Raw genomic sequence first — 25,316 nt, 5'->3', positions numbered from 1 at the left:
CATCCAGGTTGCACTGCAGGCGCCGCCCGTTAACCCTGCCGAACGATGAAGGCCCTCCGCAAAATCGCCTTAACCCCCCCTTCATCGCGCCGGCTTTACCCCTGAGGAGAGGCATCAGCACACGAGGGGGCGGACCAGGCGGGGCATGGCGCGGCGCGGTAGCAAGGGCGAGCGGATCGAACCGAGCTTCGGCACGGGACGCGGGGGAGCGGACCTGCGGGCCACGCGCGAGGATCGTCCGTGGGTGCGCGTCGCCGAACCGGCGAAGCCGCCGAAACCCGCCCGGACCCGCCGCCACGAAGCCGTCGAGGACGACGAGCCTCCCCGCGGCCGCCGTCCCGCGCCGGGCCGCCGTGACCGGGACGACAAGCCGCGCCGCCGCAAGCGCCGGGGCTTCTTCGGCACGCTGGTGATCTGGGGCGCGACCCTCTCCATCTGGGGCCTCATCGTCGTCGCCGGCATCGTCGCCTGGTATGCCGCCCATTTGCCTCCGACCCACACGCTGGAGGTGCCGCCGCGGCCGCCGAACATCGCCATCCTCGCCGCCGACGGCACCGAACTCGCCAACCGCGGCGATACCGGCGGCGCCGCGATCCAGCTCAAGAGCCTGCCGAAACACGTCTCCCAGGCGCTCATCGCCATCGAGGACCGCCGGTTCTACTCGCATTTCGGCCTCGACGTGGTGGGCCTCGCCCGCGCCGTCGTCACCAACGTCACCAATCGCGGCGTCCAGCAGGGCGGCTCGACGCTGAGCCAGCAGCTCGCCAAGAACCTGTTCCTCAACCCCGACCGCACCCTCGGCCGCAAGGTGCAGGAGGCCCTGCTCGCCCTCTGGCTGGAGCACAACTATTCCAAGGACCAGATCCTCGAGCTCTACCTGAACCGCGTCTATTTCGGCGCCGGCGCCTACGGCATCGAGGCGGCCGCCCGCCGCTACTACGACAAGCCCGCCACCGCCCTGACGCTTCAGGAGGCCGCCGTCATCGCGGGCCTCGTCAAGGCGCCGTCACGCCTCGCCCCGACCCGCAACCCGGAGGCGGCCCAGGCGCGCGCCCAGCTCGTGCTCGCCGCCATGGCCGACCAGGGCTACATCACCGAGGCGCAGGCGCGCACCGCCCGCTCCAACCCGGCCCAGGCGAGCAGAGCCATTCCCGGCGGCTCCATCAACTATGTCGCCGACTGGATCATGGACCTGATCGACGACTATGTCGGCAAGGTCGAGACCGACCTCACGGTCGAAACCACCATCGTCGGCCCGGTGCAGCAGGCGGCCGAGGTGGCCCTCGTCGAGGCCCTGTCACGCGGCGGCCAGCGCTACGGCGTCGGCCAGGGCGCCGTGGTCGTGCTCGACCGCGACGGCGCGGTCCGCGCCCTGGTCGGTGGCCGCGACTATGGCCAGAGCCAGTTCAACCGGGCGGTCGCCGCCCGCCGGCAACCTGGCTCGGCCTTCAAGCCCTTCGTCTATCTCGCCGCCCTGGAGCGCGGCCTGACGCCCGACACGACGCGCAACGACGCGCCCGTCGCCGTCTCCGGCTGGCGGCCGGAAAACTATACCCGCGACTATCGGGGCGAGGTCAGCCTGACGACGGCCCTCGCTTCCTCGCTGAACACGGTCGCCGTCCGCCTCGGCCAGGAGGTGGGCCCGCGCGCCGTCGTGCGCACCGCCCAGAAGCTCGGTATCGGCTCGGCGCTGGCGGCCAATCCCTCCATCGCGCTCGGCACGTCGGAAGTGAGTGTGCTCGAGCTCGTCGGCGCCTATGCACCCTTCGCCAACGGCGGCACGGGCGTCATTCCTCACGTCATCACGCGCATCCGTACTACCAACGGACGCGTGCTCTTCCAGCGCCAGCCGATGAACAACGGCCACGTGGTGGAGCCGCGCCACGTCGCCATGATGAACGCCATGATGAACCAGACCACCGTCTCCGGAACGGCGCGCACGGTGCGCCTGCCGGGGTGGATCGTCGCCGGCAAGACCGGCACCAGCCAGGAATTCCGCGACGCCTGGTTCGTGGGCTATACGGGACGCTTCGTCGCAGGCGTCTGGCTCGGCAACGACGACGGCGCGCCGACGCGGCGCCTGACCGGCGGCGGCCTGCCCGTCGACGTCTGGAACAGGGTCATGGCGGAGGCCCATCGCGGCCAGGCCATCGTCGACCTGCCCGGAAACTGGCGCTCCTACGACGCGCCCGGCCGCATCCTGCCCGGCGAGACCATCGACCAGCCCATGACCATGTCCAGGGTCGATCCCGGCGGCCAGCGTCGCCCGCAGCGGCCCGCCGAGGCCGAGGACCGCAGCGCCGTGGTCCGCCCGCAGCCGGGCGGCGGGTTCCTCGACAGGCTCTTCCGCTGACCACCTGACCCTTGCGCCACCGGGCGGGAACCCCACATGCAGCCCGATCGTTTTCTCGGGACCTGCAGGGAGGAATGGCGCGATGACACGGATCGTCTGGTGGGGAGCCCTGGCCGGCGCCGCCATGTGGTCGATCTTTTCCCTGGTGGCCTATGCCGTGGTCGACACGGTGGGCGCCGGCGCGTCGAGCTATGGCACCGTCCCGGGCTTTCCTCCCGAACCCTTCACCTTCGCCTGGATCGCCGCGCGCGTGCACGGGCTCGGCGTCTCCGCCGTCGCGGTTACCTGGCTGATCGGCATGGCGCTGATCCTCGGCTCGGCCGCGCTGTTCCAGCGCTTCTTCGGCCGCCGCCGGCAGGCGTTGCCGCAGGGACCCCGCTCCTGGGGCTCGTCGATCCCCGCGCCGCCTCCGGCCGGCTCCCATGCCGCGCGGGAGCGGGCGACCGGCCGCTGATATCCCGCTATTCGAAGAGCTCGGCGTGGGCGAGGTCCAGCCCCGCCACCGCCCGGAGAATCTCGGAGAGGTGATGGCTCATCGCCGCCACCGCACGCTCCCCGTCGCCTTCCTCGATCGCGTTCAGGATCGCCCGGTGCTGGTCCACCAGGGGACCCATCGAGCCGGGTGAGTGCAGCGTCAGGGCACAGACGCGATCCATGTGCGCCTTCTGCATCTCGACCGCGCTCCAGGCCTCGGCGCAGTCCGCTCCCTCGGCGAGGGTGATGTGGAACAGGCTGTCGAGCCGCTGGAAGCCGAGATGGTCCCCAGCCCGCGCCGCGGTCTCCTGAGCCTCGATCAGCGAGGCCGCGCGATCGCGGTAGTGGGCGTCGAAGCGCTCGCAGGCGCGCCGCACGATCGCGACCTCGATCGCCTCGCGGATGAAACGGGCGTCGAGCATGCGGCGCACGGACAGCTTCACCACCACCGTTCCGCGCTGCGGCTGCACGTCCACAAGGCCCTGCCGCATCAGCGCGATGAAGGCCTCGCGGACCGGCTGCCGCGACACCTGGAAGCGCTCGGCGATCTCCGATTCCGACAGCCTCTCGCCCGGCCGGATGGTCAGGTCGATGATGCTCGCGCGCAGTTCGCGCTCGACCCGGGCAGCGGCGCTCTCCTGCATGCGCGGCGGCGGTGTTTCGAGGAGTGCGATGGTCATCGTTCCGGCGCCCCGTTTCCTCTTGAACTTCCATACAAGTGCATACTAGACTTGGTCGCGACCGGGAAGCCCGCATTTCGCAAGGCTCCGGTCGAGACGTTCCCCGCCAAGAAGGGAACACCGTTTCCACCCGGGAGGATCTCCATGCTGACACGCCGCACCTTCGTGTCCACCGCCGGCGCCCTCGTCGCCGGCCCCGCCGTTCTTGGCCGCCCTGCGGCCGCACAGGCCACCGTCACCCTGCGATCGACCGACATCCACCCCGACGGCTACCCGACCATCGATGCCGTCAAGTTCATGGGCCAGCTCCTCGAGCAGCGCACCAACGGCCGCATCAAGATCAACGTCTTCCACTCCGCCCAGCTCGGCCAGGAGAAGGACACGATCGACCAGACCCGGTTCGGCGTCATCGACATGAACCGCATCAACATGGCGCCGTTCAACAACCTGATCGCCTCCACCAACATCCCCTCCCTGCCTTTCATCTTCCGCTCCGTCGCCCACATGCGGAAGGTGATGGACGGAGCCGTGGGCGACCAGATCCTCGGCGACTTCACCGCTCACGGTCTCGTCGGCCTCGCCTTCTACGATTCGGGCTCGCGTTCCTTCTACAATTCCAAGCGCGCCATCACGACGCCCGCCGACATGCGCGGCATGAAGATCCGCGTCCAGCAGTCGGACATGTTCGTCGCCCTCGTCCAGGCGCTCGGCGCCAACGCGACCCCCATGCCCTTCGGCGAGGTCTTCACCAGCCTCCAGACAGGCGTCATCGACGGCGCCGAGAACAACTGGCCGAGCTACGAATCGACCCGCCACTTCGAGGTCGCCAAGTACTACTCGCTCACCGAGCACTCGCTCAGCCCCGAGGTGCTGGTCATGTCGAAGCGCTCCTTCGACAAGTTCAACGCCGCCGACCAGGCGCTGGTCCGGGCCGCCGCGAAGGAATCGGTCGCCAAGATGCGCGAGCTCTGGGACGCCCGCGAAAAGGCGTCGGAGGCCAAGGTTCGTGCCGGTGGCGCGGTGATCAATACCGTCGAGAAGCAGCCCTTCATCGACGCGATGAAGCCGGTCTACGACCGCTTCGTCACCGACGCGAAGATGAAGGAACTGGTGGCGCGCATCCAGGCGGTCACCTGACGCCCCGCCCGCGACGAAGCCCGCCGCACAGAGCGGCGGGCCTTCTCCTCCGCTCTCTCCGGCGAAAGCCTTCCCCGATGCATGCCTTCACCGCAAGCCTGCGGCCTCTCACGGCCATCCTCAGCCGCGCCGCGCTGCTCGTCGCCGGCGTCGGCCTCGTCGCCATGACGGTTCTGGTCTTCTGGAGCATCTTCGGCCGCTACGTTCTCAACGACACGCCGACCTGGACCGAGCCGGCAGTTCTCCTCCTGATGAGCTGGTTCATCCTGCTGGGTGCGGCCACGGGCGTGCGCGAGCGGGGGCATATCGGCTTCGAGATCGGGCTCGCAGCCTCGCCGCCGCCGCTGCGCTTCGTGCTGAAGATCATCACCGAGGTGCTACTCATCGCCTTCGGACTCGCCATGCTCGGCTACGGAACCCAGCTCGCCGCCGGCACCTGGAGCGCCATGACGCCGATGATCGGCATCAGCCAGGGTTGGGATTACGTCCCCATCGCGGTGGGCGGCGCCCTGATCACGCTGTTCTCGGCGGAACGCCTGCTGATGGTGATCACGGGAACCGACGAGACCGCCGCGCCCATCGCCCACGGCCCCGAAGAGATCTGAGCGGAAGCACGCATCCCATGGAACTCGCCATTCTCTTCGGCACCTTCGCGCTGCTGCTTCTCATCGGCATGCCGATCGCCTTCTGCCTCGGCGTCGCATCGCTCGCGACCGTCCTCTGGATGGACGTGCCCCCGGTCGTCGTCTTCCAGCAGATGAATTCCGGCATGAACGCCTTCGCGATGATGGCGATCCCCTTCTTCATCTATTCCGGCGACCTGATGATCCGCGGCGGCATCGCCGAACGCCTGATCGCCTTCGCCGCCTCCCTCGTCGGCCACCTGCGCGGCGGCCTCGGCCAGGTGAACGTGCTCACCTCAACCATGTTCGGCGGAATTTCCGGGTCGGCCGTGGCGGACGCCTCGGCGGTCGGCGGCCTGATGATCCCGCAGATGGTGAAGCGCGGCTACGACGCCGACTACGCCGTCAACGTCACGGCCAATGCGGCGATCATCGCGCTGCTGATCCCGCCCTCGCACAACATGATCATCTACTCGCTGGCGGCGGGCGGGAACCTGTCCATCGCCGACCTCTTCACCGCCGGGATCGTGCCCGGCCTGATGCTCGCGGGCGCGCTCATGATCGCCGCCTACGTGGTGGCGCGCCGGCGCGGCTATCCGACGGGAACCTTCCCCGGCTGGCTGATGGTGACGCGGGCCCTGGTCGTGGCCGCGCCCGGCCTCGTCCTCATCGCCATCATCTTCGGCGGCGTTCGCTCCGGCGTCTTCACCGCCACCGAGAGCTCCTGCGTCGCCGTGGTCTATGCCCTCTTCGTCACGGCCCTCGTCTATCGCCAGCTGAGCTGGACCGACTTCGTCGAGGCGACGCTCGGCGCCGTGCGCACCACCGCCATGGTCCTCCTCGTCATCGGCACGGCGGCGGCCTTCGGCTGGCTCATGGCCTTCCTGCAGGTGCCGGCCCAGACCGTCGCCTTCATGAAGAGCATCACCGACGACCCCGTGATGATGCTGCTGCTGATCAACGTCATCCTCCTCTTCCTCGGCACCTTCATGGACATGGCGCCGATGATCATCATCCTCACGCCCATCCTGCTGCCGGTGGTGAAGGCCTTCGGCGTCGACCCCATCCATTTCGGCGTCATCCTCATCCTCAACGCCGGCATCGGCCTCAACACGCCGCCGGTAGGCTCGGTGCAGTTCGTCGCCTGCGCCATCGGCAAGGTGTCGATCGGCGAGAGCATGAAGACCATCTGGCCCTTCTACGGCGCCTCGGTCGCGGTGCTGCTGCTGATCACCTACGTGCCCGCCTTCTCGCTCTGGCTCCCCGCCCTCTTCCGCTGACCGTCCGCCGAAAGGTTCGCCATGCCCATCGCCGTCCGCCAGGCCTCGCATCCGCAAGCCGCGAGGCAGTACGACACCACCGCGCTCCGCGCCCATTTTCTCGTGGAGGACCTGTTCCGCCCCGATGCCGTGGAGCTCACCTACAGCCACGTCGACCGCATCGTCGTCGGCGGTGCCATGCCGGTGAACGGGCCCCTCGCGCTGGAGACCCACAAGGCGCTGGGACAGGCGACCTTCCTCGCCCGGCGCGAACTCGGCATCTGCAACATCGGCGGGCCCGGCCGGGTCATCTGCGACGGCAAGGCCTTCCAGGTGAACCTCAGGGACATGCTCTATGTCGGGATGGGGACGGTCGACGTGGCCTTCCATTCCGACGATCCGCAGAACCCGGCCAAGTTCTACCTGTTCTCGACGCCGGCCCATGCCCGCCACGCCACGGTCCTGGTGCGTGAGGCCGACGCCAACGCTCTCGAACTCGGCAGCCAGGAACAGGCCAACACCCGCACGCTGCGCCAGTACATCATTCCCGGCCGGGTCGAGTCCTGCCAGCTCGTCATGGGCCTGACCACGCTGAAGCCGGGCAATGTCTGGAACACCATGCCGAGCCACGTCCACGACCGGCGCTGCGAGGCCTATCTCTATTTCGGGCTCGGCACCGACGCGCGCGTCCTCCATCTCATGGGCGAACCGGAGGAGACCCGTCATCTCGTTGTCGGGAACGAGCAGGCAATCATCTCGCCCCCCTGGTCGATCCATTCGGGCTGCGGCACCTCCGCCTATTCCTTCATCTGGGCCATGGGCGGTGACAACCAGGATTTCACCGACATGGACATGGTGCCGATGGGGGCGCTGCGATGAGCCGCGGCACCGACATCTTCCTCACCGACGGCGAGGCGCCCTGGACCGATCTCGGCGGCGGCTTGAAGCGCAAGATCCTCACCTATGACGAGAGCGTCATGATGGTGCGCGTCGTCTTCGAGAAGGGCGCCGTCGGGGCGCCGCACCGCCACCCGCACATCCAGTGCACGCTGGTCGCGCACGGCCGTTTCGCGGTGACGATCGGCGAGCGCACCGCGACCCTCTCCGCCGGCGACAGCTTCATCGTGCCCACCGACGTCGTCCATTCCGTCGTCGCGCTGGAGGCGGGAGAGCTCGTCGACACCTTCACGCCCCTGCGCGAGGATTTTCTCTAGGCCCTCGCGCATCCCCGCCTGCCCCCCGCGCATGGAACCAGGTGCGGGGTCGACCGGGTTGGTCCCCGACCACAGATCGGCCGGAAAGCCTTGGGACCATCGGGCATGGATGCACTCTTCATCGGACAGACCTACATCGACGTCACGCTTCTGGCGGACACCATTCCCACCGGCGACGACAAGGTCGTCGCGAAGGACTATTCGGTCTCCTTCGGCGGCAACGCCGTCACCGCCGCCTTCGCCTGCGCCAAGCTCGGGGTGAAGCCGGACCTCCTCACCTCCCACGCCAACGACTGGCTCGGCCGCATGTTCTCCGACATGGCCGCCCGCTACGAGGTCAACCTCCATCCCCGGCCGGTGAAGCGCTCCTCGCTTTCCTTCGTCATTCCCAACAACGGCAAGCGCGCGATCCTCCGCGCCCGCGACGACGCCTATCTGCATCCCTTTCCGACGCTCCATCTCGACGGCTGTCGGGTGCTGCATCTCGACGGGCACCAGCCCGATGCGGCCATCGCCTATGCGAAGGCCTGCCGCGAGAAGGGCATCCTGACCTCGCTGGACGGCGGGGGCCTGCGCTCCAACACCCACGAGCTCCTCGAGTTCATCGATGTCGCCGTGGTGGCGGAACGGCTCTGCGAGCAGATGGAGCTGACCCCGACGGAGATGCTGACCTATCTCAACGCCCGAGGCTGCCGCATTGGCGCCGTGACCCTGGGCGAGCGTGGCGTCGTCTGGATCGACGCGAAGGGCGAGAAGCGCGAGATGGCCGCGCTGAAGGTGCCGCGCGCCAAAGTGGTCGACACCAATGGCGCCGGTGACATCTTCCACGGCGCCTACTGCTACGCCTATCTCACCAACCCCGAAGGCGACTGGGAGGAGCACTTCCGCTTCGCGCGGGCGGCCTCGGCCCACTCCGTCCAGCACCTCGGCAACGAGGCGAGCCTGCCCTCGCTCGCGGACATTGCCGCGATGCGCCAGGCGGCGGGTGACTGAACAGCGGCGACACGCCGCATGCCGGCGATTGTATCGCTTCCTGTCCTGGTGCGTTGCTGATGGCCGGCGGCGGACCTGAGCCGGTTCACCCCAGCACATGGACAGGATGCATGCCGGCCAGACGCCACCCGACCGCCTTCGCCACGCCCCTCGTCGCCCTCGCGGTCGCTATTCTGGCCACAGCCGTCCCCGGTGTCGTGAAGGCAATTCCCGCCTCTGCGACCGTCTGGCCCATCGTCGAATTCGCAATCCTCGGCGCTGCCGTATTCGCCGCGGTCCACCATGCCGACGTCGTCGCCCACCGCACCGGCGAGCCCTTTGGGACGCTGGTGCTGACCATCGCGGTCATGGTGATCGAGGTCTCGCTGATCATCTCGATCATGCTCGCAGGCGACGGCTCGCCGACCCTGGCCCGCGACACGATCCTCGGCGTGATCATGGTGGTGTGCAACGGCTTGGTCGGCCTCTGCATCGTCCTCGGCGGCCTGCGTCACGGCGAGCAGGGCTTCCACATCTCCGGTGCGCGCGCCTACCTCGTCGTGCTCATGCCGCTGGCGACGCTCACGCTCATCCTGCCGAACTACACGACCAGCGCGCCGGGCGGCGCCTACGCGATCGTCCAGCTCGCCTTCATCGCCGCCATAACCGTCGTGCTCTACGGCATGTTCCTCTACGTGCAGACCGTGCGCCACCGGGACTATTTCCTGTCCGACGACGGCCTGTCGACGCCGGACGAGAACGCCCACATGCCTTCGAACAGGGACGTTGCGACGAGCGTCGTGCTGCTCGTTGCGGCCCTCGTGAGCGTGGTGCTGCTCGCCAAGCACTTCGCCGAGACGGTAAAGATCGGCGTCGCGGCGGTCGGCGCGCCGATCGCCGTGATCGGCCTGCTGGTGGCCATGATGGTCCTGCTGCCGGAAAGCCTTGCGGCCCTGCGCGCGGCGCGCCGCAATCAGCTGCAGAAGAGCATCAACCTCGCCCTCGGCTCCTCGCTTGCGACGATCGGACTGACCATCCCCGCGGTCGGCGCCGTGGCGATCGTCCTCTCCCAGCCCCTGAGCCTCGGGCTCGACAGCAGCCACGTCGTCCTGCTGGTCCTCACCTTCGGCGTCAGCATCGTGACCTTCGGCGGCGGGCGCACGAACATCCTGGCCGGCCTCGTGCACCTCGTTCTCTTCGCGACCTACGTCTTCCTGATCTTCGCGCCCTGACAGAGCGAGACCAGGCCCGCCGCGGTCACTCCGCGGCGAGCGGAAGGGCCCCCGCGGGCGGCGTGTTGACGTCGGCGGCGCCCTCGGCCTTGGGCTCGGGCTTCCGCACGCGGAACCAGAGGGCATAGAGCGCCGGCAGGAACAGGATGGTCAGGAGCGTCGCGGCGAAGAGGCCGCCGCCGATGGTGATCGCCATCGGGCCCCAGAACAGCGAGCGCGCCAGCGGGACCATGGCGAGGATCGCCGCCATGGCGGTGAGGACCACCGGGCGCGAGCGGTGGACGGTCGCCTCGACGATGGCGTCGTAGAGCGAAAGGCCCTCCTCCCTGTTCTCGTCGATCTGCTGCACCAGGATGACCGTGTTGCGCATGATCATGCCGGCCAGCGCGATCAGCCCGAGCAGGGCGACGAAGCCGAAGGGTGCGTTGAGCAGGTTGAGGCCGAGCGAGGCACCGATCAGCCCGAGCGGCGCCGTGCAGAAGACCAGCAGCAGCCGCGAGAAGGACTGGAGCTGGATCATCAGCACGGTCAGCATGCCGAGCGCCATGACGGGGAAGAGCGCGGCGAGCGAGGCGTTGGCCTTGCTCGATTCCTCCACCGAGCCGCCCACCTCGATGCGCAGGCCGGGCGGCAGCGAGGCCTTGAGGTCCTTGAGCGCCTCCTCGATCTGGCCGGACACCACCGCCGGCTGGACACCGTCGGCGACGTCGGCCCTGACCGTGATCGACAGCTCGCGATTCCGCCGCCAGAGGATCGGATCCTCCTGATTGTATTCCATGCGGGCGACCTGGGCGAGCGGCACCGGCACGCCGCCCCGGGCGATGATGGTGAGATCGCCGATACGGCCGAGATCGACGCGTTCGTTCGGTACGGCACGGGCAACGATCTCGACCTTCTCCGTGCGGTCGCGCATGGTCGTGACGGTCACGCCGGTGAGAAGCGTCTGCAGTGTCTGGGCGACGTCCTGCACGTTGAGGCCCAGCGAGCGGGCGCGGTCCTGATCCACCACGAGCCTGACGGACGGCGACTGCTCGTTCCAGTCGAGATGCGGATCGCGGGTGCTGGGATTGGCGCGCATGATCTCGCGCACCTTGACGGCGAGGTCGCGGACAGCCTGCGTCTCGCTGCCGACGACACGGAACTGGACCGGAAAGCCGACCGGCGGGCCGAAGCTGAAGCGGTCGACGCGCACGCGGGCTTCCGACAGGGCGCCCTCCGCCACCGCCTTCTCCAGGCGCGCCTTGACTCGCTCGCGGCCCTCGAGGGTCTTCGCCTGGATGACGATCTGCGAGAAGGACTCGTCCGGCAGCTGCGGGTTGAGGCCGAGCCAGAAGCGCGGGCTGCCCTGGCCGACATAGGTCGTATAGGTGCGGATGTCATCGTCGCCCTTGAGCAGGGCCTCGGCCCGCTTGGCGGTGTCCAGCGACGCGGAAATCGACGAGCCCTGCGGCTGGCGCATCTCGAAGAAAAGCTCCAGGCGCCCGGAAATCGGGAAGAACTGCTGCTGCACGCGGGTGAAGGCGACGAGCGAGCCGGCGAAGATCGCGACGGTGGCGAGGACCACCACGAACTTGTGGTCGATCGACCAGCGCACGACACGGCGCAGCATCTGGTAGGTCGGCGTGTTGTAGAGCGCGTGCGCGTCGGTGTGGTCCGGCTTCGGCGGGATCGGCTTTCCGCGCTTTTCCGCCCGCTTCACGGCGCGCTGGTACTTGCGCTCTTCCAGGGCCCGGAAATCCGGCAGCATCACGTAGCCGAGATAGGGCGTGAACAGCACGGCCACGAACCACGAGACGATCAGCGCCAGACCGACGACCCAGAAGATCGAGCCGGCATATTCACCGGTCGAGGAATTGGCGAGCCCGACGGGGAGGAAGCCGATGGCGGTGACGAGGGTGCCCGTCAGCATCGGGAAGGCCGTGGAGGTCCAGGCGTAGGCCGCGGCCGAGATGCGGTCCCAGCCCTGCTCCATCTTCACCACCATCATCTCGACCGCGATGATGGCGTCGTCGACCAGGAGGCCGAGCGCGATGATCAGCGCCCCGAGAGAGATGCGGTGCAGGTCGATGCCGAACAGGTACATGATCGTGAAGACGACCGCGAGCACCAGCGGCACGGACAGAGCGACGATGATGCCGGTCCGCAGGCCGAGGGAGACGAAGGAGACGAAGAGCACGATGGCCAGCGCCTCCACGAAGGAGGTCTTGAACTCGGACACCGCCTCGCGCACCACGTGCGGCTGATCGGCGATCTGGCCCATCTCGATGCCCACCGGAAGCTGGGCGCGGAACGACTCGCGGGCCCTGTCCAGTTCCTCGCCGAGGGCCGTGATGTTGGCGCCCTTCTGCATGACGACGCCGACGAGCAGCGCCTGCTGGCCTTCCTGCCGGATCAGGTAGGTGGGCGGATCGACGAAACCGCGCGAGATCGTGGCGATGTCCCCAAGCCGGAAGATGCGGCCGTTGACGTCGACGGGAATGGCGGCCACCGCCTCCACCCCGTCGAGGGCGCCGGTGACGCGCAGCGGTATGCGGGCCGAGCCGGTATCGATCGTGCCGGCGGGCGTCACGGCATTCTGCTTCTGCAGGCTGTCGAAGATGGTGGAGACGGACACGCCAAGCGTCGCCAGCTTGGCATGGCTGAACTCGACGAAGATGCGCTCGTCCTGGGCGCCGTAGATGTTGACCTTGGTGACGTTGGGCACCCGCAGCATGTGGCTTTTCAGCCGCTCGGCGATGGCCTTGAGGTCCGCATAGGAGGCGCCGTCGCCGGTCAGGGTGTAGAGCACCGAGTCGACGTCGCCGAACTCGTCGTTGACGGCGGGCCCGATCACGCCGCTCGGCAGGTCGGACTTCAGGTCGTCCAGCTTCTTGCGCACCTGGTAGAAGAGCTGCGCCACGTCGCGGGGCGGCGTGTTGTCCCGGAAGGTCATCTGGATCGCCGAGAAGCCGGGCTTCGTGTAGGTCTGCGCCTTGTCGAAATAGGGCAGTTCCTGCAGCTTCTTCTCGATCCGCTCGGCCACCTGGTCCTGCATCTCCCGGGCGGTGGCGCCCGGCCAGGCGATGGTGATCGTCACCACCTTGATGGTGAAGGAGGGATCCTCCGCCTGCCCGAGCCGCATGTAGGAGATCACGCCGCTCGCGATGACGACGAGGATCGCGAAGAGGACGAGGGACCGGTGCGTAACCGCCCAGTGCGACCAGTTTCCGCTGGTCAGGGTCGCGTCATGGCTGTCGTGGGCGGACATGGGTGGTCACTCCGCTCGGAGGGTCGGGTCGAAGGTTTCCGTCGGGCCGGGCGGACCGTCGTATTCGGTTGAGGGCTCAGCGGCCGTCGACGATGCGCACGCGCTGGCTCGCATCGAGCTTGTGCACGCCGAGCGTCACGACCTTCTCGCCGTCGGTAATGCCGTCGGAGATGAGCACGTCGCGGCCGTCGTAGCCGGCGACGGTCACCGGCTTCAGCGTCAGCTTGCCGGAGGCCTCCTCGACGACGAAGACCGAGGTGCCGCGCCCTTCGGAGTAGAGCGCGGAGATGGGGAGGCGAGCCACGCGGGCGGACGCGGGCTCGCCAGCCGTGACGGTCGCGGTCATACCGATGACCACGCCGTCGTCGGCGTCCTGGATGGTGTATCGGGCCTGGAAGGTCCGGGTTGCGACATCGGCCGAAGCGGCGAGTTCGCGCAGGGTGGCGGAGTAGGTCTTCTCAGCGTTCGACCACAGGGAGACCCGGGCGGAGGTGGACCGCCGCACGTCTTCCATCAGAGCCTCGGGAATGGCCACCACCGCCTCGCGCTCGCCGGAGCGGGCGAGCCGCACGATGGCCGTGCCCGACAGCACCACCTGGCCGGGCTCGACCAGGGTGGCGGTCACGATGCCGTCGCTGTCGGCGACCAGCGTCGCATAGGCGAGCTGGTTGGCGGCGAGGTCGAGGGCGCGCTTGGCGCGGTCGACGCGGCTGCGGGCGTCGGCGGTCTTGGCGAGCTGGGTGTCGAGGGTGGCCTGGGTCGCCCAGCCGGCGGCGCGCAGGTCCTGGGTCCGCTTGTCCTGGGCGACCGACGCGGCGAGGTTCACCTCCGCCGCCTGGAGTTCGGCCACCGACTGCTGCATCTGGAGGTTGAGGTCGGTCGCGTCGAGCCGGGCGAGCGGCTGGCCCGACACAACACGCTGGCCCTGCTGGACCAGGCGCTCCGACACCTTGCCGTTCACCCGGAAGCTGAGGTCGCTCTCGATGCGCGGCCGCACCGTGCCGACGAAGCTGCGCTCCCGCACCCGCGGCTTGAACTCCACCGTCTCGGCGCGGACGGCGCGCGGGGCTGCCTCCTGAGGCTTGGCGTCGGTGCGGGCATTGCCGTCGGTGCAGGCGGCGAGCGCCAGGGCGATCACACCGCAGGCCAGGGCGGGGAGGAGGCGAGAGCCGGTAGCGATGGACATGACGTGGTCCTCAGGCTTTCAGGGCGCGGATGGCGAACTGCGTCAGGCGACTCGTCTGTTCGTCGAGGTCGTTGTCGAGCGCGCAATGGGCGATCAGGGTCGGGTGGAAAACGCTGGCGTGGCACTGCTTGAAGGAGAGTGCGGCCTCAACCGGATCCCGGACGACGAAGGCGCCGGCGGCCATGCCGTCGCGGATCACCTCCGAGAAGAGGACCACGAGCGCCTCGAGATGGGCTTTGACCACGTGCCAGTTCTCGGTCATCGCGGCCTCGACCATGTCGTAGAGCCGCCGCTCGTCGAAGAACTGGGCCTTGTTGAACTGGTGCAGCGTCATGGCCATGCGGGCGAGACGCTCCTCGGCGGGGATGCTGCGCTCCCCCGCGATCTCCCGCAGCGACTCGTGGCAGGTATCCAGCAGCCGCCGCGCGATCTCTTCGCAGATGGCCGATTTCGAGGGGAAGAACCGATAGACGTTCGCCGGGCTCATGCCGAGCTCGCTGGCGAGGTCCGCAATCGCCGTCTTGGCGTAACCGACGCGCCGGAAATGCTCCTCGGCGACAGCGAGGATGCGCTCGCGCGTCTCGTCAGCGGTGAAGCGGGCCCGGCTTGTCATGATACCTTTTGAATTACGACTGATGATTTTGGATATTTATCACTTATCAGGCGTGCGTCAAGGCCTTTGTGGTGTCATAGGACCGGTCGCTTAACAGACGGTCGTCGTGAATGGAGAAAGCCCGCCAGGCGAGCCTGACGGGCTTGGACGCTCCTGCCACGAGGCGTGGACCAGAGGCCTACTTCTCGGTCTGTGAGGATCAGGGCAGCCAGTTGCGGCCGTTGTACCAGGTATCGATCTCGCTGCTCGCCTGGTCCTTGGCGTAGCCGTAGCGCTCCTGGAGCTTGCCCTCGAGCTGGTCGCGGCGGCCGGCGATGACGTCGAGGTCGTCGTCGGTCAGCTTGCCCCACTGCTCCTTGATGTTGCCCTTGAGCTGCTTCCAGTTGCCTTCGACACGATCCCAGTTCATCGCCGCGGTCCTCCTCGGGAATGCGATGCCCGGAAAACCCGTGTGGCGGCCTCTGGTTCCCGGCCCGTTGTGGACCGTGTTGCGACGGGTCAGCCCGACTTGCCGCGCAGCCGGCCGACGATGCCCGTCGGGAAGAAATAGACGCTGAGCACGAAGAGGATTCCGAGCAGCAGCAGCCAGCGGTCGGGATGCAGAAGCTTCGGCAGCAGCGGCAGACCCTCGGTCGCGGCGGAGGCGGTGCCCATCAGCTTCTGCAGGTAGTTCTGCGCCACGATGAACAGCGTCGCGCCCACCACGGCACCGTAGAGCGTTCCCATGCCGCCGATGACCACCATCAGCAGGATGTCCAGCATGATCGCGAAGGAGAGCGTCGTGTCGGGCCCGGTGTAGCGCAGCCAGATCGCGCTCATGGCGCCGGCGAGGACGGCCATGCCGGCGGCGAGGCAATTGGCGACGGTTCGATAGTAGACGACGCGATAGCCGAGCGCCTCGGCGCGCATGTCGTTTTCACGGATCGCCTGGAGCACCCGGCCGAAGGGCGAGTTGACCACCCTGAGGGCCAGCAGGAACAGCGTCACCGCCATGGCGAAGACGAGGTAGTAGGCGAGCACGCGGCCGTTGATCACAGTGCCGAACAGCGGCTGCTCAAGGAGGCGGTAGCCCGGTCGCAGCACCTGCGGCACCGAGAAGGAGCGGCCGTCCTCGCCGCCCGTATACTCGGAGAACTGGGTGGCGAGGATGAGGAAGGCGGAGGCCACCGCGAGCGTGATCATGGCGTAGAAGATCGCCCGCACGCGCAGCGACAGGAGCCCGATGAGGAAGGCGAGCACCACGCCGACCAGAAGGGCGATGAGGATGCCGAGCGCGAGGACGCCCCAGCTCGCCCCGAAGGCGTAGAGGCCGAGGCCGACGCCGTAGCCGCCGATGCCGAAAAACATGGTGTGGGCGAAGGAGACGATCCCGGTATAGCCGAGCAGCAGATCGTAGCTCGCCACCAGGACGATGAAGATGCAGACCTTCGCCGCGGTATTGATGGCGGCCGCCCCGGAGAAGAGGAAGGGCGCGAAGGCGAGGCCGAGCACGATGGCGAGGAGGACGCCGGTGAGGATGCGGCTGCGCGGATAGTCGCCGGACAGGAGCGTGTTCAGCATCGCCCTCACCTCTTCGCCACGGGATAGAGGCCCTGCGGCCGCCACATCAGGATCGCCACCATCAGGAGGATGTTGGAGGCGAGCGCCACCTTCGGCAGCAGAAAGGCGGTGTAGTTGGCCATCATCGCCACCAGAATGGCGCCGATGAAGCAGCCGCCCACCGAGCCGAGCCCGCCGATGATGATGACGATGAAGACCAGCACCATCACGTCGCCGCCGATCGCCGCGGTGAGCGTCTCCCGGTAGAGGGCCCAGAGCACCCCGCCGAGGCCGGCGAGCGCCGACCCCACCGCGAAGACGCCGATGAAGAGCCGGCGGATGCGATAGCCGAGCGCCTCGACCATCTCCGCGTTCTCGACCCCGGCCCGGATGAGCAGCCCGATGCGGGTGCGGTTGAGCACGAGCAGCATGGCCGTGAAGACGACGAGGCCCACCGCCACCGTGAGGATGCGGAAGCGCTCGATGGCGACCTCCCCGATGACCACTGCGCCGCGGAGCGCCGCCGGCAGCGCCATGGCCTTCTGGTCGCCGCCCCAGATCACGTGGATGAGCTGCTCGGCGACGATGAGCCCGCCCATGGTGATGAGGATCTGCTTGAGGTGCTGGCCGTAGACCGGCCGGACGATCACCCGCTCGAAGGCGAGGCCGAGGAGGCCGGTGCCGATCATCGCCACGGTGACGGCGAGCCCCAGTGCCATGAGGTTCCAGGCCAGCGAATCCGCCTGCACCCAGCCCGACAGCAGCGCCAGGACGGAAAGGGCGATGTAGGCGCCCACAGCGATGAAGGCGCCGTGGCCGAAGTTCAGCACGTCCATCAGCCCGAAGACGAGGGTGAGGCCCGAGGCGATGACGAAGATCATCATGCCCATGGCGAGCGCCGCCACGGTCAGCGTCACCCAGGTCGTGGGATTGCCGACGAAGGGCAGCGCCAGGGCGGAGAGCGCCACCGGCAGCAGGATCGGCAGATAATCGTGCCGGATGGTGGGAAGCGAGTCGGACGGGGAGGCCGGGGCAGGTGCAGCGGTCATGGAGGCCTCACTGATGCGTGTCGAGGGAGAGCCCCAGCAGCCGCTGCTGCAGGGCCTCGTCGCGGGCAAGATCGGCCATGGCGCCGCGATGGACGATGCGTCCGTCGTCCATCACCGCCACGTGGTCGCCGAGGCTCGCGGCGAAGCGGAAGTTCTGCTCCACCAGCAGGATCGTGGTCTCGCGCTTCAGTTCGGCGAAGGCCGTGATCATCGCCTCGATGATGGCGGGCGCGATGCCCTTGGTCGGCTCGTCGATGAGGATCAGGGTGCGCGGCTCGGCGATGGCGCGGGCGATGGCCAGCATCTGCTTCTGCCCGCCGGAGAGGACGCCGGCGGGGAACTGCCAGAACTTCTTCAGCGCCGGGAACAGGCCGAAGATCCAGTCGAGCCGCGCCGGATCGACGGGCCCGGAGCGCGCCGCCAGCACCATGTTCTCCGCCACCGTCAGGTCGGCGAAGACCGCCATGGTCTCCGGCACATAGGCGATGCCGGCCTGCGCGATGTCGGGGGTGGGAAGGCCGCCGATGGGACGGCCCTCGAAGGTCACCGTGCCGCGTGACGGCTTCCACAGGCCCATGATGGTGCGCAGGGTCGTCGTCTTGCCGGCGCCGTTGCGCCCGAGCAGCACGGTCATGCCGCCCTTCGGCAGGACGAGATCGACGCCCTGGAGGATGTGGTACTGGCCAATATGGGTGTGGACGCCCTCGAGGGTCAGCAGCGGCTCAGCCATGGGTCGCCTCCGCCGCCTTCGGCGCCTGGCCGAGATAGGCCTCCTGGACCACCGGCGAGGCGATCACCGCGGCCGGCTCGCCGTCGGCGACCAGCCGGCCGTTGTGCAGCACCACGATGCGGTCGGCGAGGGAGCGGACGACGTCCATCTTGTGCTCCACCAGGAGGATGGTCTTGCTGCCGTCCGCCTTCAGCTTGCGGATGAGGTCGAGGATGACGGGCACCTCGTCCACGCTCATGCCGGCCGTCGGCTCGTCGAACATGAAGACCTGCGGCTCCAGCGCCATCATGATCGCCACCTCCAGCTTGCGCTTGTCGCCGTGCGGCAGGGCGGCGGCGAGCGTGTCGCGCACGCCGGAGAGGTTCACCTCCTCGAGATAGTGGTCCGCCTTGGCGATCCAGTCGCGGTGGCTCGACCACAGGGAGAGAAGGCTCGCCTTCGCGCGCCCGCGCGCCTGCGCGGCGAGGCGCACGTTCTCCCCCACTGTCAGGTTGGGAAAGAGATTGGTGATCTGGAAGGCCCGGCCGATGCCGCGCTGCGCCCGCCCGGCGGCGCCGAGGGCGGAGATGTCCTCGCCGTCGAGCAGCGTCTGGCCGGATGTCGCGACCAGCTGGCCGGACATCAGGTTGAAATAGGTGGTCTTTCCGGCCCCGTTCGGCCCGACGATGGCGGTCAGCGTCCCTGCATGGAAGGCGCAGGACACGCCGTCGACGGCGACGTGGCCGCCGAAGCGGATGGTCAGGTCGCGGGTTTCGAGAACGGGCGGCATGAGCGATGTGGCTTTGTTGGCGGGCGAGAGAAATCAACCGATCGGCGCGGCACGATGAGAGTGCGCCCGATAGCGCCACGCGCGGGCATCGAAGGAGGGCGCGGCCGGAGATGTCCCCGGCCGCGGCCCTGTTCGCGTCAGTTGGTGCGCCGGCCGTTGGTGATCGGCAGCGGCATCTCGGAGGCGGGGATGGTCCGCACCAGGTCGAGCATGTCGTTGTCGCGGCCGTTGGGGCGGATGCGGAAGTGATACATCTCCTGCAGCGCCTGGTGATCCTCGGCGCGGAAGGTCATCGGTCCCTTCGGCGTCTGGAAGGTCATGCCCTCCATGGCGGCGATCAGCTTCTCGGTATCGGTCGAGCCGGCCTTCTCGAGAGCGGCCACCACCGCGGCCGCCGCGGCAAAACCGCCCGCCACGAAGAAGTCAGGCGGCGCGTTGTGGCGCTTCTGGTACTCGGCCTTCAGCCAGTCGTTCAGCGGGTTCCGGGGGAAGTCGTAGTAGTAGTAGATGCCGCCCTCGGTGCCGGCGAAGGCCTTCCAGGCGTTCATGGCGGGAAGGATGTTGCCGCCGGGAGCGAGGGCGATGTTGAAGCGCTCCGGCTTCATGTCGACGAACTTCGCCATCGGATGCGCGCCGGCCCAGATGAAGCCGATGATGCGCTTGCCGGGCCGGTCCTTCAGCGCGGCGAACAGGCGCTCGGCGAAGGGGGTGAAGTCGGCGGTGTTGCCGGCGGCGAACTCCTCCGCGACGATGCGGGCGCGCGGCCGGATGGCGGCGAGCGCCGCCTTGTAGGCCGCGACGCCGTCACGCCCGAAGGCGGTGTCGAGGCCCATCATGCCGATGAAAACGTCCTCGTTCTCGGGGATCGAGGCGGCGGCCGCCAGCGCGTCCTGGTAGGACGAACGCCCCGTGCGGAAGATGTAGCGGTTCCAGCGCGGGCCGGTGATCGAGTCCGCCACCGCCGGCTCGACGATGAGGATCTTCTTGGCCTCTTCCGCGACGGGCAGCATGGCGAGCGCAACCGGCGAGCCGGTCGTGCCGACGGCGAGCGCCGCGCCGTCGTCGTTGTAGCACTCCTCCAGCAACGCCTTGCCGCGATCGGGGCGCAGCTGGTCATCCTTGACGAGGACCTGGATGCGCATGCCGGCGACCGTGTTGGTGCCGCGGGTCAGATATTCGAGCCCCATCATGAAGCCGACCTCGGTCTGCTTCGCATAGGCTTCCAGCGGGCCGGTGCGGCCGGCGATGAGGCAGATCTTCACGTCCCGCGTCTGCGCGGCGGCGCTGCCGGCGAAGGACGTCACGGCCATTGCGAGCGAGGCGGCGGCCACCGCCAGCGTTTTCCTCAGCATGGGATCCTCCCTGATCCATATTCTAAAACTGACACTTGAGTCATGTTTCATGTGACGCTAGCTTCGTCCCACAAACGCGTCAAGCGGGAAGCGGTCTGAAGCCGGGTGGCGACGGGCCGATGACGGGAAAACGCCACGGACAGGCCATGAGCAACCTCCATCCGGCAGGGCCCCTGCCGGCGCCCAAGACCCAGCGCGGCGAGCGCACGCGCCAGAAGATCCTCGACGCCGCCGAACGCGAGATCGGCGCCCGCGGTTTTTCCGATGCCTCCATCGCCACGATCACGGCAGAGGCCGCCGTCGCGCAAGGCACGTTCTACCTCTACTTCCGCTCCAAGGAGGAGGTGCTGCGGGAACTGGTCCTGCGTATGGGCCGGCGCCTTCGCCATCACCTGACCCTCGCCACGGCCGGCGCGGGCGACCGGATGCAGGCCGAGCGGCTGGGCATCCGCGCCTTCCTGCAGTTCGTCCGCGACAACCCCAACCTCTACCGGGTCGTCGCCGAATCCCAGTTCGTCGATCCCGCCATCCACCGCGCCTACTACGAGGAATTCGCCGCCGGCTATCGGGTGGGGCTCGAGGAGGCCGAAGCCCGCGGCGAGATCGCACCGGGCCACGCCGAGGTGCGGGCCTGGGCCCTCATGGGCGTCACCGACATGGTCGGCCGGCGCTACGCCATCTATGACCAGGACCGACCACTCGATGCGGCGGCGGAAGCGGCCTACGATTTCGTCGCCCACGGCATCGGCCCGCGCGCCGCGAGGCGCGCCGAGGCCTGACACCGCCGCCAGCCCGCCGCGCGAGGTCACCGATGAAGACGATCCCCGATCTCTGCCGCCGCCGCGCCGAGCTCTCCCCCGGCGCCGTCGCCTTCGAGGAGGTGGCCTCCGGTCGATCGGTGACCTTCGCGGAGATGGACGAGTGCGTCGGGCGGGGTGCCGCGTTCCTTTCCGTGCGCGGCCTCGAGGCCGGCGACCGCGTCGCCGTGCTCTGCCACAACGGCACGACCTTCTTCGAACTCCTCTTCGCCTGCGCCAGGGCCGGGCTTGTCCTCGTGCCGCTCAACTGGCGCCTGACCCCCGCCGAGCTCCGCCCCATCCTCGCCGACTGCGGCGCGCGTCTCCTGCTGGCGGACGAGGCGACGGCGCCTTTGGCGGCGGAACTGCAAGGGCTGGTGCCGATCCTCTCCTTCGCCGGCTACGAGGAGGGGCGTTCAGCGGTGGACCCCGTTCCCGGCACACCGCCTCCCTGGGAGACGGACCGTATCTGGTACCTCCTCTACACCTCCGGGACGACGGGCCGGCCAAAGGCGGTGATCCAGACACCGGGCATGTGCCTCGCCAATGCCGTCAACATCCAGCAGGCCACCGGAATGGGCGCCGGCGACGACACCCTGAACTACCTGCCCCTGTTCCACACCGCCGGCATCAACCTGCACGCCCTGCCTCTCTTCATCGCCGGCGGCACCTCGCGCATCATCCCGAAGTTCGAGCCCGGCGCCGTCTTCGACCTCATCGGTCGCGGCAGGCTTTCGCTCTTCTTCGGCGTTCCCGCCGTCTATCAGGCGCTGAGCCTTCATCCCGCCTTCGCGACGGCGGATCTCTCGTCCGTCCGCCACTGGGGCTGCGGCGGCGCCCCGATCTCGGAACCCATGCTACGCGCCTTCGCCGCCCGCGGGGTCACCGTCTGCAACGGCATGGGGATGACCGAGACGGGCCCGACCCTCTTCCTGATGGACCCGGCTCATGCCGCGGTGAAGATCGGTTCGGTCGGCAAGCCGCAGATCCTCGCCGAGGTGCGCATCGTCGACTTCCGCGACGAGGACGTGGCGCCCGGCGAGGCGGGCGAACTGCTGTTCCGCGGCCCAGGCATCACCCCGGGCTACTTCAACCAGCCCGAGGCAACGGCGAGGGCCTTTGCACCCGGCGGCTGGCTGCGCTCGGGGGACGTCGGCCGGCAGGACGCGGACGGGTACTACTACGTCGTCGACCGCATCAAGGACATGTTCATCTCGGGCGGGGAGAACGTCTATCCGGCCGAGGTGGAGATCGTGCTCCACGCCCATCCCGCCGTGCTGGAGGCCGCCGTTCTCGGCGTCGCCGATCCCGTCTGGGGGGAGGTCGGCCATGCCGTGATCCTGCTGCGCCCGGGTGCGGCGGCGACGGTGGAGGAGATTCGGGCCCATGCGCGCGCGCGACTCGCCGGCTATAAGGTTCCCCGCCACATCACCCTCGTCGAGGATTTCCCGCGCACTGCGGCGGGCAAGATCCAGAAGCACGTCCTGCGGACGCTCGTCACCGGGGACCGGGGATGACCCGGCCGTCACCGCCCGGCGCGACGCTCACCGACATCGGCACAGGGCGCCCCCTCGTCTTCCTCCACGGCTGGTCGGTGGACCGCACCTTCTTCGCCGGGCAGGAGGGCCTCGCCCGCGAAGGCTTCCGCGTGCTGGCGCCCGACCAGCCCGGCCACGGCCACCGAGCGCTCGGAGCGACGCCGGCGAGCATGGCGGGCCTCGCCGATGCGCTGGGCGACCTGCTGGCGCAGACGGCTCTCGACGGCGCGATCCTCGTCGGCTGGTCTATGGGCGCCACCGTCGCCCTCGACCACCTCGCCCGCCGCGGCGCGCACGGCATCGCCGGCCTCGTGATCGTCGACATGAGCCCGAAAGTCGCCAACGCGCCGGACTGGCCGCACGGCCTCGCCGGCGGACAGGACCTCGGCGCCGCACTGCAGGCGGCGGACCGCATGGAGGGCAACTGGCCGCTCTACGCACCGAAGATCGCGCGCGCCATGTTCGCAGCCGGGGAGGAGATATCGCCCCGGGTCGCCGCTGCGACCGCAGCGATCGCTGCGGGCGACCCTGCCGTCATGGCCGCGCTGTGGCGCTCGCTGGTGAGGGCCGACCACCGGGACACCGTTGCGAAGCTGCCCGTCCCGCTTCTCGCCGTCGCCGGGGCCGAGAGCCTGCTCTACCGCCCGGCGGTCGCCGGCTGGCTCGCGCAGACCGCGCCGCACGGAAGCTCGGTGACGATCGCGGCCGCCGGCCATGCCCCGCACCTGGAGAACCCGGCGGCCTTCAATGCCGCCGTCGCCGGCTTCGCCCGCAGCCTGTGACGTCGCGCCTCAGTCGCAGACCGGCTGGGGCACGTCCTCCGCGTCCAGCATGCGCCGGCTCCGCTCGGTGAGCCGGGTCAGAAGGCGATCGAGCTGGTCGCGTTCGTGCGGGGTGAACCCCTCGCTGAGGTCGGCGGCGAAGCGCTGGGCCACCGGCACGAGGTCGCCGTAGATCAGCTGTCCCTCACGCGTCAGCGACAGGAAGGCCTCGCGCAGGTCCTGGCGGTTGATGCGGCGCTGGACCAGACGCCGCCGCGTCAGGCTGGCCACGGCGCGCGACACCTTCGTCTTGTGCATGTGGCTGTGGGCGCCGATCTCCTTCGCCGTCGCCGAGCCGAACTGCCCCAGGGTGGCGATGACGCGCCATTCCGGAATGCCGAGGCCATAGCGCTCGGCATAGATCCCGGAAAGGGCCTGGCTGACGACATTGGCGAGGACGTTCAGCCGGTAGGGCAGGAACGAGTCCAGCTCGAGCTTGGCATCGGAAATGGAGGACTTGTCCGCTAGACGGGCGTCCATGTGTGCTCCCTATGGAAGAGCGTCAATACAGTAAAAGGCCTTGGACAAGGAATCGCTTGCAGTCCATTGACGGAGCGTATCGCTTGGCGAACCGTTTCGCAACGCGACAAAGATAAGACAACCCGCTTGGGTGGCGGGATGTCGCAAGGCGCTGGTCAAGCGATCCGCAACAGGCTTTGATGCCGGACCGGGCAGGCAAGCCCGGACACAGAACCGATTTTCCGGGAAGAAGTGCCATGAAGCTCGCATCCCTCAAGCACGGCCGCGATGGCCGGCTCGTCGTCGTCTCGAGAGACCTGACCCGGGCAACCGATGCCTTCCCGGTTGTATCGACCCTGCAGGCGGCACTGGACGACTGGGAGCGGCTGCATCCCCGCCTCGTCGATCTCTCCGAGCAGCTCGAGCTCGGCTCCGTGCCCTCCTTCCGCTTCCACGAGCACGATTGCGCCAGCCCCTTGCCCCGCGCCTACCAGTGGGCCGACGGCTCGGCCTACGTGAACCACGTCGCGCTGGTGCGCCAGGCGCGCGGCGCCGAAATGATGCCGTCCTTCTGGACCGACCCGCTCATGTATCAGGGCGGCTCCGATACCTTCCTCGGTCCCCGCGATCCGATCACCCTGCCTGACGAGGCCCATGGCATCGATTTCGAGGGTGAGGTGGCGGTCGTCACCGGCGACGTGCCGATGGGCGTGACGCCGCACGAGGCGCGCGGCCTGATCCGCCTCGTCATGATCGCCAACGACGTCAGCCTCCGGAATCTCATCGCCCCCGAACTCGCCAAGGGATTCGGCTTCTTTCAGTCGAAGCCCTCCACCGCCTTCTCGCCGGTCGCCGTCACCCCCGACGAGCTTGGGGCGGCCTGGGTCGAAGGCAAGCTGAACCTGCCGTTGCTGGCCTATTTCAACGGCGAGCCCTTCGGCCGGCCCCAGGCGGGCGTCGACATGACCTTCGACTTCGGCACGCTCATCGCGCACGCGGCGAAGACGCGCGGCCTCTCCGCAGGAACCATCGTCGGTTCCGGCACCGTCTCCAACCGCGACGCCGACGGCGGCCCCGGCAAGCCCATCGCCGAGGGCGGCCTCGGCTATGTCTGCATCGCCGAGATGCGCACGGTGGAGACCATCCGCGACGGCGCACCGAAGACGCCCTTCATGCGCTTCGGCGATGCCGTGCGCATCGAGATGAAGGATGCGGGCGGCCATTCGATCTTCGGCGCCATCGACCAGATCGTCCGCAAGCACCACGACTGAG

General features: G+C 68.6%; 24 protein-coding genes. 13 read left to right on the top strand and 11 right to left on the bottom strand.

What is annotated here, in order from left to right:
* The first annotated feature begins 145 nt into the window (after positions 1-145).
* Together ACT6XY_RS00230 and ACT6XY_RS00225 are read left to right on the top strand one after the other, a co-directional pair.
* Positions 146-2,353: a transglycosylase domain-containing protein gene (locus ACT6XY_RS00230; protein ID WP_444746339.1), complete on the top strand. Its 2,208-nt coding sequence runs from the start codon at positions 146-148 to the stop codon at positions 2,351-2,353.
* Between the two features lie 82 nt (positions 2,354-2,435).
* Positions 2,436-2,807, top strand: a complete 372-nt coding sequence (locus ACT6XY_RS00225) for a hypothetical protein (protein ID WP_444746338.1) — start codon at positions 2,436-2,438, stop codon at positions 2,805-2,807.
* Positions 2,808-2,814: 7 nt separating this feature from the next.
* Here ACT6XY_RS00225 and ACT6XY_RS00220 read toward each other — a convergent pair whose 3' ends face one another.
* The gene (locus tag ACT6XY_RS00220; RefSeq protein WP_444746337.1) at positions 2,815-3,507 is read right to left on the bottom strand and encodes a GntR family transcriptional regulator; all 693 of its coding nucleotides are present in this window, start codon (positions 3,505-3,507) and stop codon (positions 2,815-2,817) included.
* Between the two features lie 144 nt (positions 3,508-3,651).
* Here ACT6XY_RS00220 and ACT6XY_RS00215 point away from each other — a divergent pair, with 144 nt between their 5' ends.
* The 7 genes from ACT6XY_RS00215 to ACT6XY_RS00185 all read left to right on the top strand — a co-directional run bounded on the left by ACT6XY_RS00215 (position 3,652) and on the right by ACT6XY_RS00185 (position 9,944).
* Positions 3,652-4,644 carry a TRAP transporter substrate-binding protein gene (locus tag ACT6XY_RS00215; protein ID WP_444746336.1) on the top strand — a complete coding sequence of 331 codons (993 nt, stop codon included), beginning with the start codon at positions 3,652-3,654 and terminating at the stop codon, positions 4,642-4,644.
* Between the two features lie 77 nt (positions 4,645-4,721).
* A complete protein-coding gene (locus ACT6XY_RS00210; protein ID WP_444746335.1) occupies positions 4,722-5,249 on the top strand; it encodes a TRAP transporter small permease in 528 nt (175 codons plus the stop codon).
* Between the two features lie 17 nt (positions 5,250-5,266).
* On the top strand, positions 5,267-6,547 hold the full coding sequence (locus tag ACT6XY_RS00205; RefSeq protein WP_444746334.1) for a TRAP transporter large permease: 1,281 nt from the start codon (positions 5,267-5,269) through the stop codon (positions 6,545-6,547).
* A 21-nt stretch (positions 6,548-6,568) separates the two neighbouring features.
* The gene (gene kduI / locus ACT6XY_RS00200; RefSeq protein ID WP_444746333.1) at positions 6,569-7,405 is read left to right on the top strand and encodes a 5-dehydro-4-deoxy-D-glucuronate isomerase; all 837 of its coding nucleotides are present in this window, start codon (positions 6,569-6,571) and stop codon (positions 7,403-7,405) included.
* Complete coding sequence (locus ACT6XY_RS00195; protein WP_444746332.1) at positions 7,402-7,740, top strand: cupin domain-containing protein; 339 nt, start codon at positions 7,402-7,404, stop codon at positions 7,738-7,740. Before kduI ends, ACT6XY_RS00195 begins: the two co-directional genes overlap by 4 nt.
* 105 nt (positions 7,741-7,845) lie before the next feature.
* Positions 7,846-8,733 (top strand): sugar kinase, encoded by an 888-nt coding sequence (locus ACT6XY_RS00190; RefSeq protein ID WP_444746331.1) that lies wholly within the window; start codon positions 7,846-7,848, stop codon positions 8,731-8,733.
* A 110-nt stretch (positions 8,734-8,843) separates the two neighbouring features.
* Positions 8,844-9,944 carry a calcium:proton antiporter gene (locus tag ACT6XY_RS00185; protein WP_444746330.1) on the top strand — a complete coding sequence of 367 codons (1,101 nt, stop codon included), beginning with the start codon at positions 8,844-8,846 and terminating at the stop codon, positions 9,942-9,944.
* A 25-nt stretch (positions 9,945-9,969) separates the two neighbouring features.
* Here ACT6XY_RS00185 and ACT6XY_RS00180 read toward each other — a convergent pair whose 3' ends face one another.
* The 9 genes from ACT6XY_RS00180 to ACT6XY_RS00140 all read right to left on the bottom strand — a co-directional run bounded on the left by ACT6XY_RS00180 (position 9,970) and on the right by ACT6XY_RS00140 (position 20,426).
* Entirely contained in the window at positions 9,970-13,191 is a 3,222-nt protein-coding gene (locus tag ACT6XY_RS00180; RefSeq protein WP_444746329.1) for an efflux RND transporter permease subunit, read from the bottom strand.
* A 76-nt stretch (positions 13,192-13,267) separates the two neighbouring features.
* The gene (locus tag ACT6XY_RS00175; RefSeq protein ID WP_444746328.1) at positions 13,268-14,377 is read right to left on the bottom strand and encodes an efflux RND transporter periplasmic adaptor subunit; all 1,110 of its coding nucleotides are present in this window, start codon (positions 14,375-14,377) and stop codon (positions 13,268-13,270) included.
* A 10-nt stretch (positions 14,378-14,387) separates the two neighbouring features.
* Positions 14,388-14,990 (bottom strand): TetR/AcrR family transcriptional regulator, encoded by a 603-nt coding sequence (locus ACT6XY_RS00170; RefSeq protein WP_444746327.1) that lies wholly within the window; start codon positions 14,988-14,990, stop codon positions 14,388-14,390.
* Between the two features lie 199 nt (positions 14,991-15,189).
* Entirely contained in the window at positions 15,190-15,399 is a 210-nt protein-coding gene (locus tag ACT6XY_RS00165; RefSeq protein ID WP_444746326.1) for a CsbD family protein, read from the bottom strand.
* 89 nt (positions 15,400-15,488) lie between these two features.
* Entirely contained in the window at positions 15,489-16,550 is a 1,062-nt protein-coding gene (locus ACT6XY_RS00160) for a branched-chain amino acid ABC transporter permease (protein WP_444746325.1), read from the bottom strand.
* Positions 16,551-16,555: 5 nt separating this feature from the next.
* Positions 16,556-17,578 (bottom strand): branched-chain amino acid ABC transporter permease, encoded by a 1,023-nt coding sequence (locus ACT6XY_RS00155; RefSeq protein ID WP_444746324.1) that lies wholly within the window; start codon positions 17,576-17,578, stop codon positions 16,556-16,558.
* 7 nt (positions 17,579-17,585) lie between these two features.
* Positions 17,586-18,308, bottom strand: a complete 723-nt coding sequence (locus ACT6XY_RS00150) for an ABC transporter ATP-binding protein (RefSeq protein ID WP_444746323.1) — start codon at positions 18,306-18,308, stop codon at positions 17,586-17,588.
* Positions 18,301-19,077, bottom strand: a complete 777-nt coding sequence (locus ACT6XY_RS00145; RefSeq protein ID WP_444746322.1) for an ABC transporter ATP-binding protein — start codon at positions 19,075-19,077, stop codon at positions 18,301-18,303. The genes ACT6XY_RS00150 and ACT6XY_RS00145 overlap by 8 nt, the downstream gene beginning before the upstream one ends.
* Before the next feature lie 137 nt (positions 19,078-19,214).
* On the bottom strand, positions 19,215-20,426 hold the full coding sequence (locus tag ACT6XY_RS00140; RefSeq protein WP_444746413.1) for a substrate-binding domain-containing protein: 1,212 nt from the start codon (positions 20,424-20,426) through the stop codon (positions 19,215-19,217).
* 149 nt (positions 20,427-20,575) lie between these two features.
* Between ACT6XY_RS00140 and ACT6XY_RS00135 the strand changes: the two genes are divergently transcribed.
* From ACT6XY_RS00135 to ACT6XY_RS00125, 3 genes are read left to right on the top strand one after another with little or no spacing between them, the layout of a single operon-like run.
* A complete protein-coding gene (locus tag ACT6XY_RS00135; protein WP_444746321.1) occupies positions 20,576-21,208 on the top strand; it encodes a TetR/AcrR family transcriptional regulator in 633 nt (210 codons plus the stop codon).
* Positions 21,209-21,240: 32 nt separating this feature from the next.
* Positions 21,241-22,743 (top strand): acyl-CoA synthetase, encoded by a 1,503-nt coding sequence (locus tag ACT6XY_RS00130; protein ID WP_444746320.1) that lies wholly within the window; start codon positions 21,241-21,243, stop codon positions 22,741-22,743.
* Positions 22,740-23,546: an alpha/beta fold hydrolase gene (locus ACT6XY_RS00125; RefSeq protein WP_444746319.1), complete on the top strand. Its 807-nt coding sequence runs from the start codon at positions 22,740-22,742 to the stop codon at positions 23,544-23,546. The genes ACT6XY_RS00130 and ACT6XY_RS00125 overlap by 4 nt, the downstream gene beginning before the upstream one ends.
* 9 nt (positions 23,547-23,555) lie before the next feature.
* Here ACT6XY_RS00125 and ACT6XY_RS00120 read toward each other — a convergent pair whose 3' ends face one another.
* Positions 23,556-24,065: a MarR family winged helix-turn-helix transcriptional regulator gene (locus ACT6XY_RS00120; RefSeq protein ID WP_444746318.1), complete on the bottom strand. Its 510-nt coding sequence runs from the start codon at positions 24,063-24,065 to the stop codon at positions 23,556-23,558.
* Between the two features lie 236 nt (positions 24,066-24,301).
* Between ACT6XY_RS00120 and ACT6XY_RS00115 the strand changes: the two genes are divergently transcribed.
* Positions 24,302-25,315 (top strand): fumarylacetoacetate hydrolase family protein, encoded by a 1,014-nt coding sequence (locus tag ACT6XY_RS00115; protein ID WP_444746317.1) that lies wholly within the window; start codon positions 24,302-24,304, stop codon positions 25,313-25,315.
* The last annotated feature ends 1 nt before the right edge of the window (position 25,316 follow it).

The sequence above is a fragment of the Phreatobacter sp. genome, from assembly GCF_052440005.1.
Taxonomy (GTDB): Bacteria; Pseudomonadota; Alphaproteobacteria; order Rhizobiales; family Phreatobacteraceae; genus Phreatobacter.
Note: the sequence above shows the minus strand (reverse complement) of the source record. Positions and strands in the feature narration are given on the sequence as shown.

Bases quoted from the DNA above. Each gene is read 5' to 3' on its own strand.
- ACT6XY_RS00230 (WP_444746339.1), top strand. From the start codon at position 146: ATGGCGCGGCGCGGTAGCAAGGGCGAGCGGATCGAACCGAGCTTCGGC.
- ACT6XY_RS00225 (WP_444746338.1), top strand. From the start codon at position 2,436: ATGACACGGATCGTCTGGTGGGGAGCCCTGGCCGGCGCCGCCATGTGG.
- ACT6XY_RS00220 (WP_444746337.1), bottom strand. From the start codon at position 3,507: ATGACCATCGCACTCCTCGAAACACCGCCGCCGCGCATGCAGGAGAGC.
- ACT6XY_RS00215 (WP_444746336.1), top strand. From the start codon at position 3,652: ATGCTGACACGCCGCACCTTCGTGTCCACCGCCGGCGCCCTCGTCGCC.
- ACT6XY_RS00210 (WP_444746335.1), top strand. From the start codon at position 4,722: ATGCATGCCTTCACCGCAAGCCTGCGGCCTCTCACGGCCATCCTCAGC.
- ACT6XY_RS00205 (WP_444746334.1), top strand. From the start codon at position 5,267: ATGGAACTCGCCATTCTCTTCGGCACCTTCGCGCTGCTGCTTCTCATC.
- kduI (WP_444746333.1), top strand. From the start codon at position 6,569: ATGCCCATCGCCGTCCGCCAGGCCTCGCATCCGCAAGCCGCGAGGCAG.
- ACT6XY_RS00195 (WP_444746332.1), top strand. From the start codon at position 7,402: ATGAGCCGCGGCACCGACATCTTCCTCACCGACGGCGAGGCGCCCTGG.
- ACT6XY_RS00190 (WP_444746331.1), top strand. From the start codon at position 7,846: ATGGATGCACTCTTCATCGGACAGACCTACATCGACGTCACGCTTCTG.
- ACT6XY_RS00185 (WP_444746330.1), top strand. From the start codon at position 8,844: ATGCCGGCCAGACGCCACCCGACCGCCTTCGCCACGCCCCTCGTCGCC.
- ACT6XY_RS00180 (WP_444746329.1), bottom strand. From the start codon at position 13,191: ATGTCCGCCCACGACAGCCATGACGCGACCCTGACCAGCGGAAACTGG.
- ACT6XY_RS00175 (WP_444746328.1), bottom strand. From the start codon at position 14,377: ATGTCCATCGCTACCGGCTCTCGCCTCCTCCCCGCCCTGGCCTGCGGT.
- ACT6XY_RS00170 (WP_444746327.1), bottom strand. From the start codon at position 14,990: ATGACAAGCCGGGCCCGCTTCACCGCTGACGAGACGCGCGAGCGCATC.
- ACT6XY_RS00165 (WP_444746326.1), bottom strand. From the start codon at position 15,399: ATGAACTGGGATCGTGTCGAAGGCAACTGGAAGCAGCTCAAGGGCAAC.
- ACT6XY_RS00160 (WP_444746325.1), bottom strand. From the start codon at position 16,550: ATGCTGAACACGCTCCTGTCCGGCGACTATCCGCGCAGCCGCATCCTC.
- ACT6XY_RS00155 (WP_444746324.1), bottom strand. From the start codon at position 17,578: ATGACCGCTGCACCTGCCCCGGCCTCCCCGTCCGACTCGCTTCCCACC.
- ACT6XY_RS00150 (WP_444746323.1), bottom strand. From the start codon at position 18,308: ATGGCTGAGCCGCTGCTGACCCTCGAGGGCGTCCACACCCATATTGGC.
- ACT6XY_RS00145 (WP_444746322.1), bottom strand. From the start codon at position 19,077: ATGCCGCCCGTTCTCGAAACCCGCGACCTGACCATCCGCTTCGGCGGC.
- ACT6XY_RS00135 (WP_444746321.1), top strand. From the start codon at position 20,576: ATGAGCAACCTCCATCCGGCAGGGCCCCTGCCGGCGCCCAAGACCCAG.
- ACT6XY_RS00130 (WP_444746320.1), top strand. From the start codon at position 21,241: ATGAAGACGATCCCCGATCTCTGCCGCCGCCGCGCCGAGCTCTCCCCC.
- ACT6XY_RS00125 (WP_444746319.1), top strand. From the start codon at position 22,740: ATGACCCGGCCGTCACCGCCCGGCGCGACGCTCACCGACATCGGCACA.
- ACT6XY_RS00120 (WP_444746318.1), bottom strand. From the start codon at position 24,065: ATGGACGCCCGTCTAGCGGACAAGTCCTCCATTTCCGATGCCAAGCTC.
- ACT6XY_RS00115 (WP_444746317.1), top strand. From the start codon at position 24,302: ATGAAGCTCGCATCCCTCAAGCACGGCCGCGATGGCCGGCTCGTCGTC.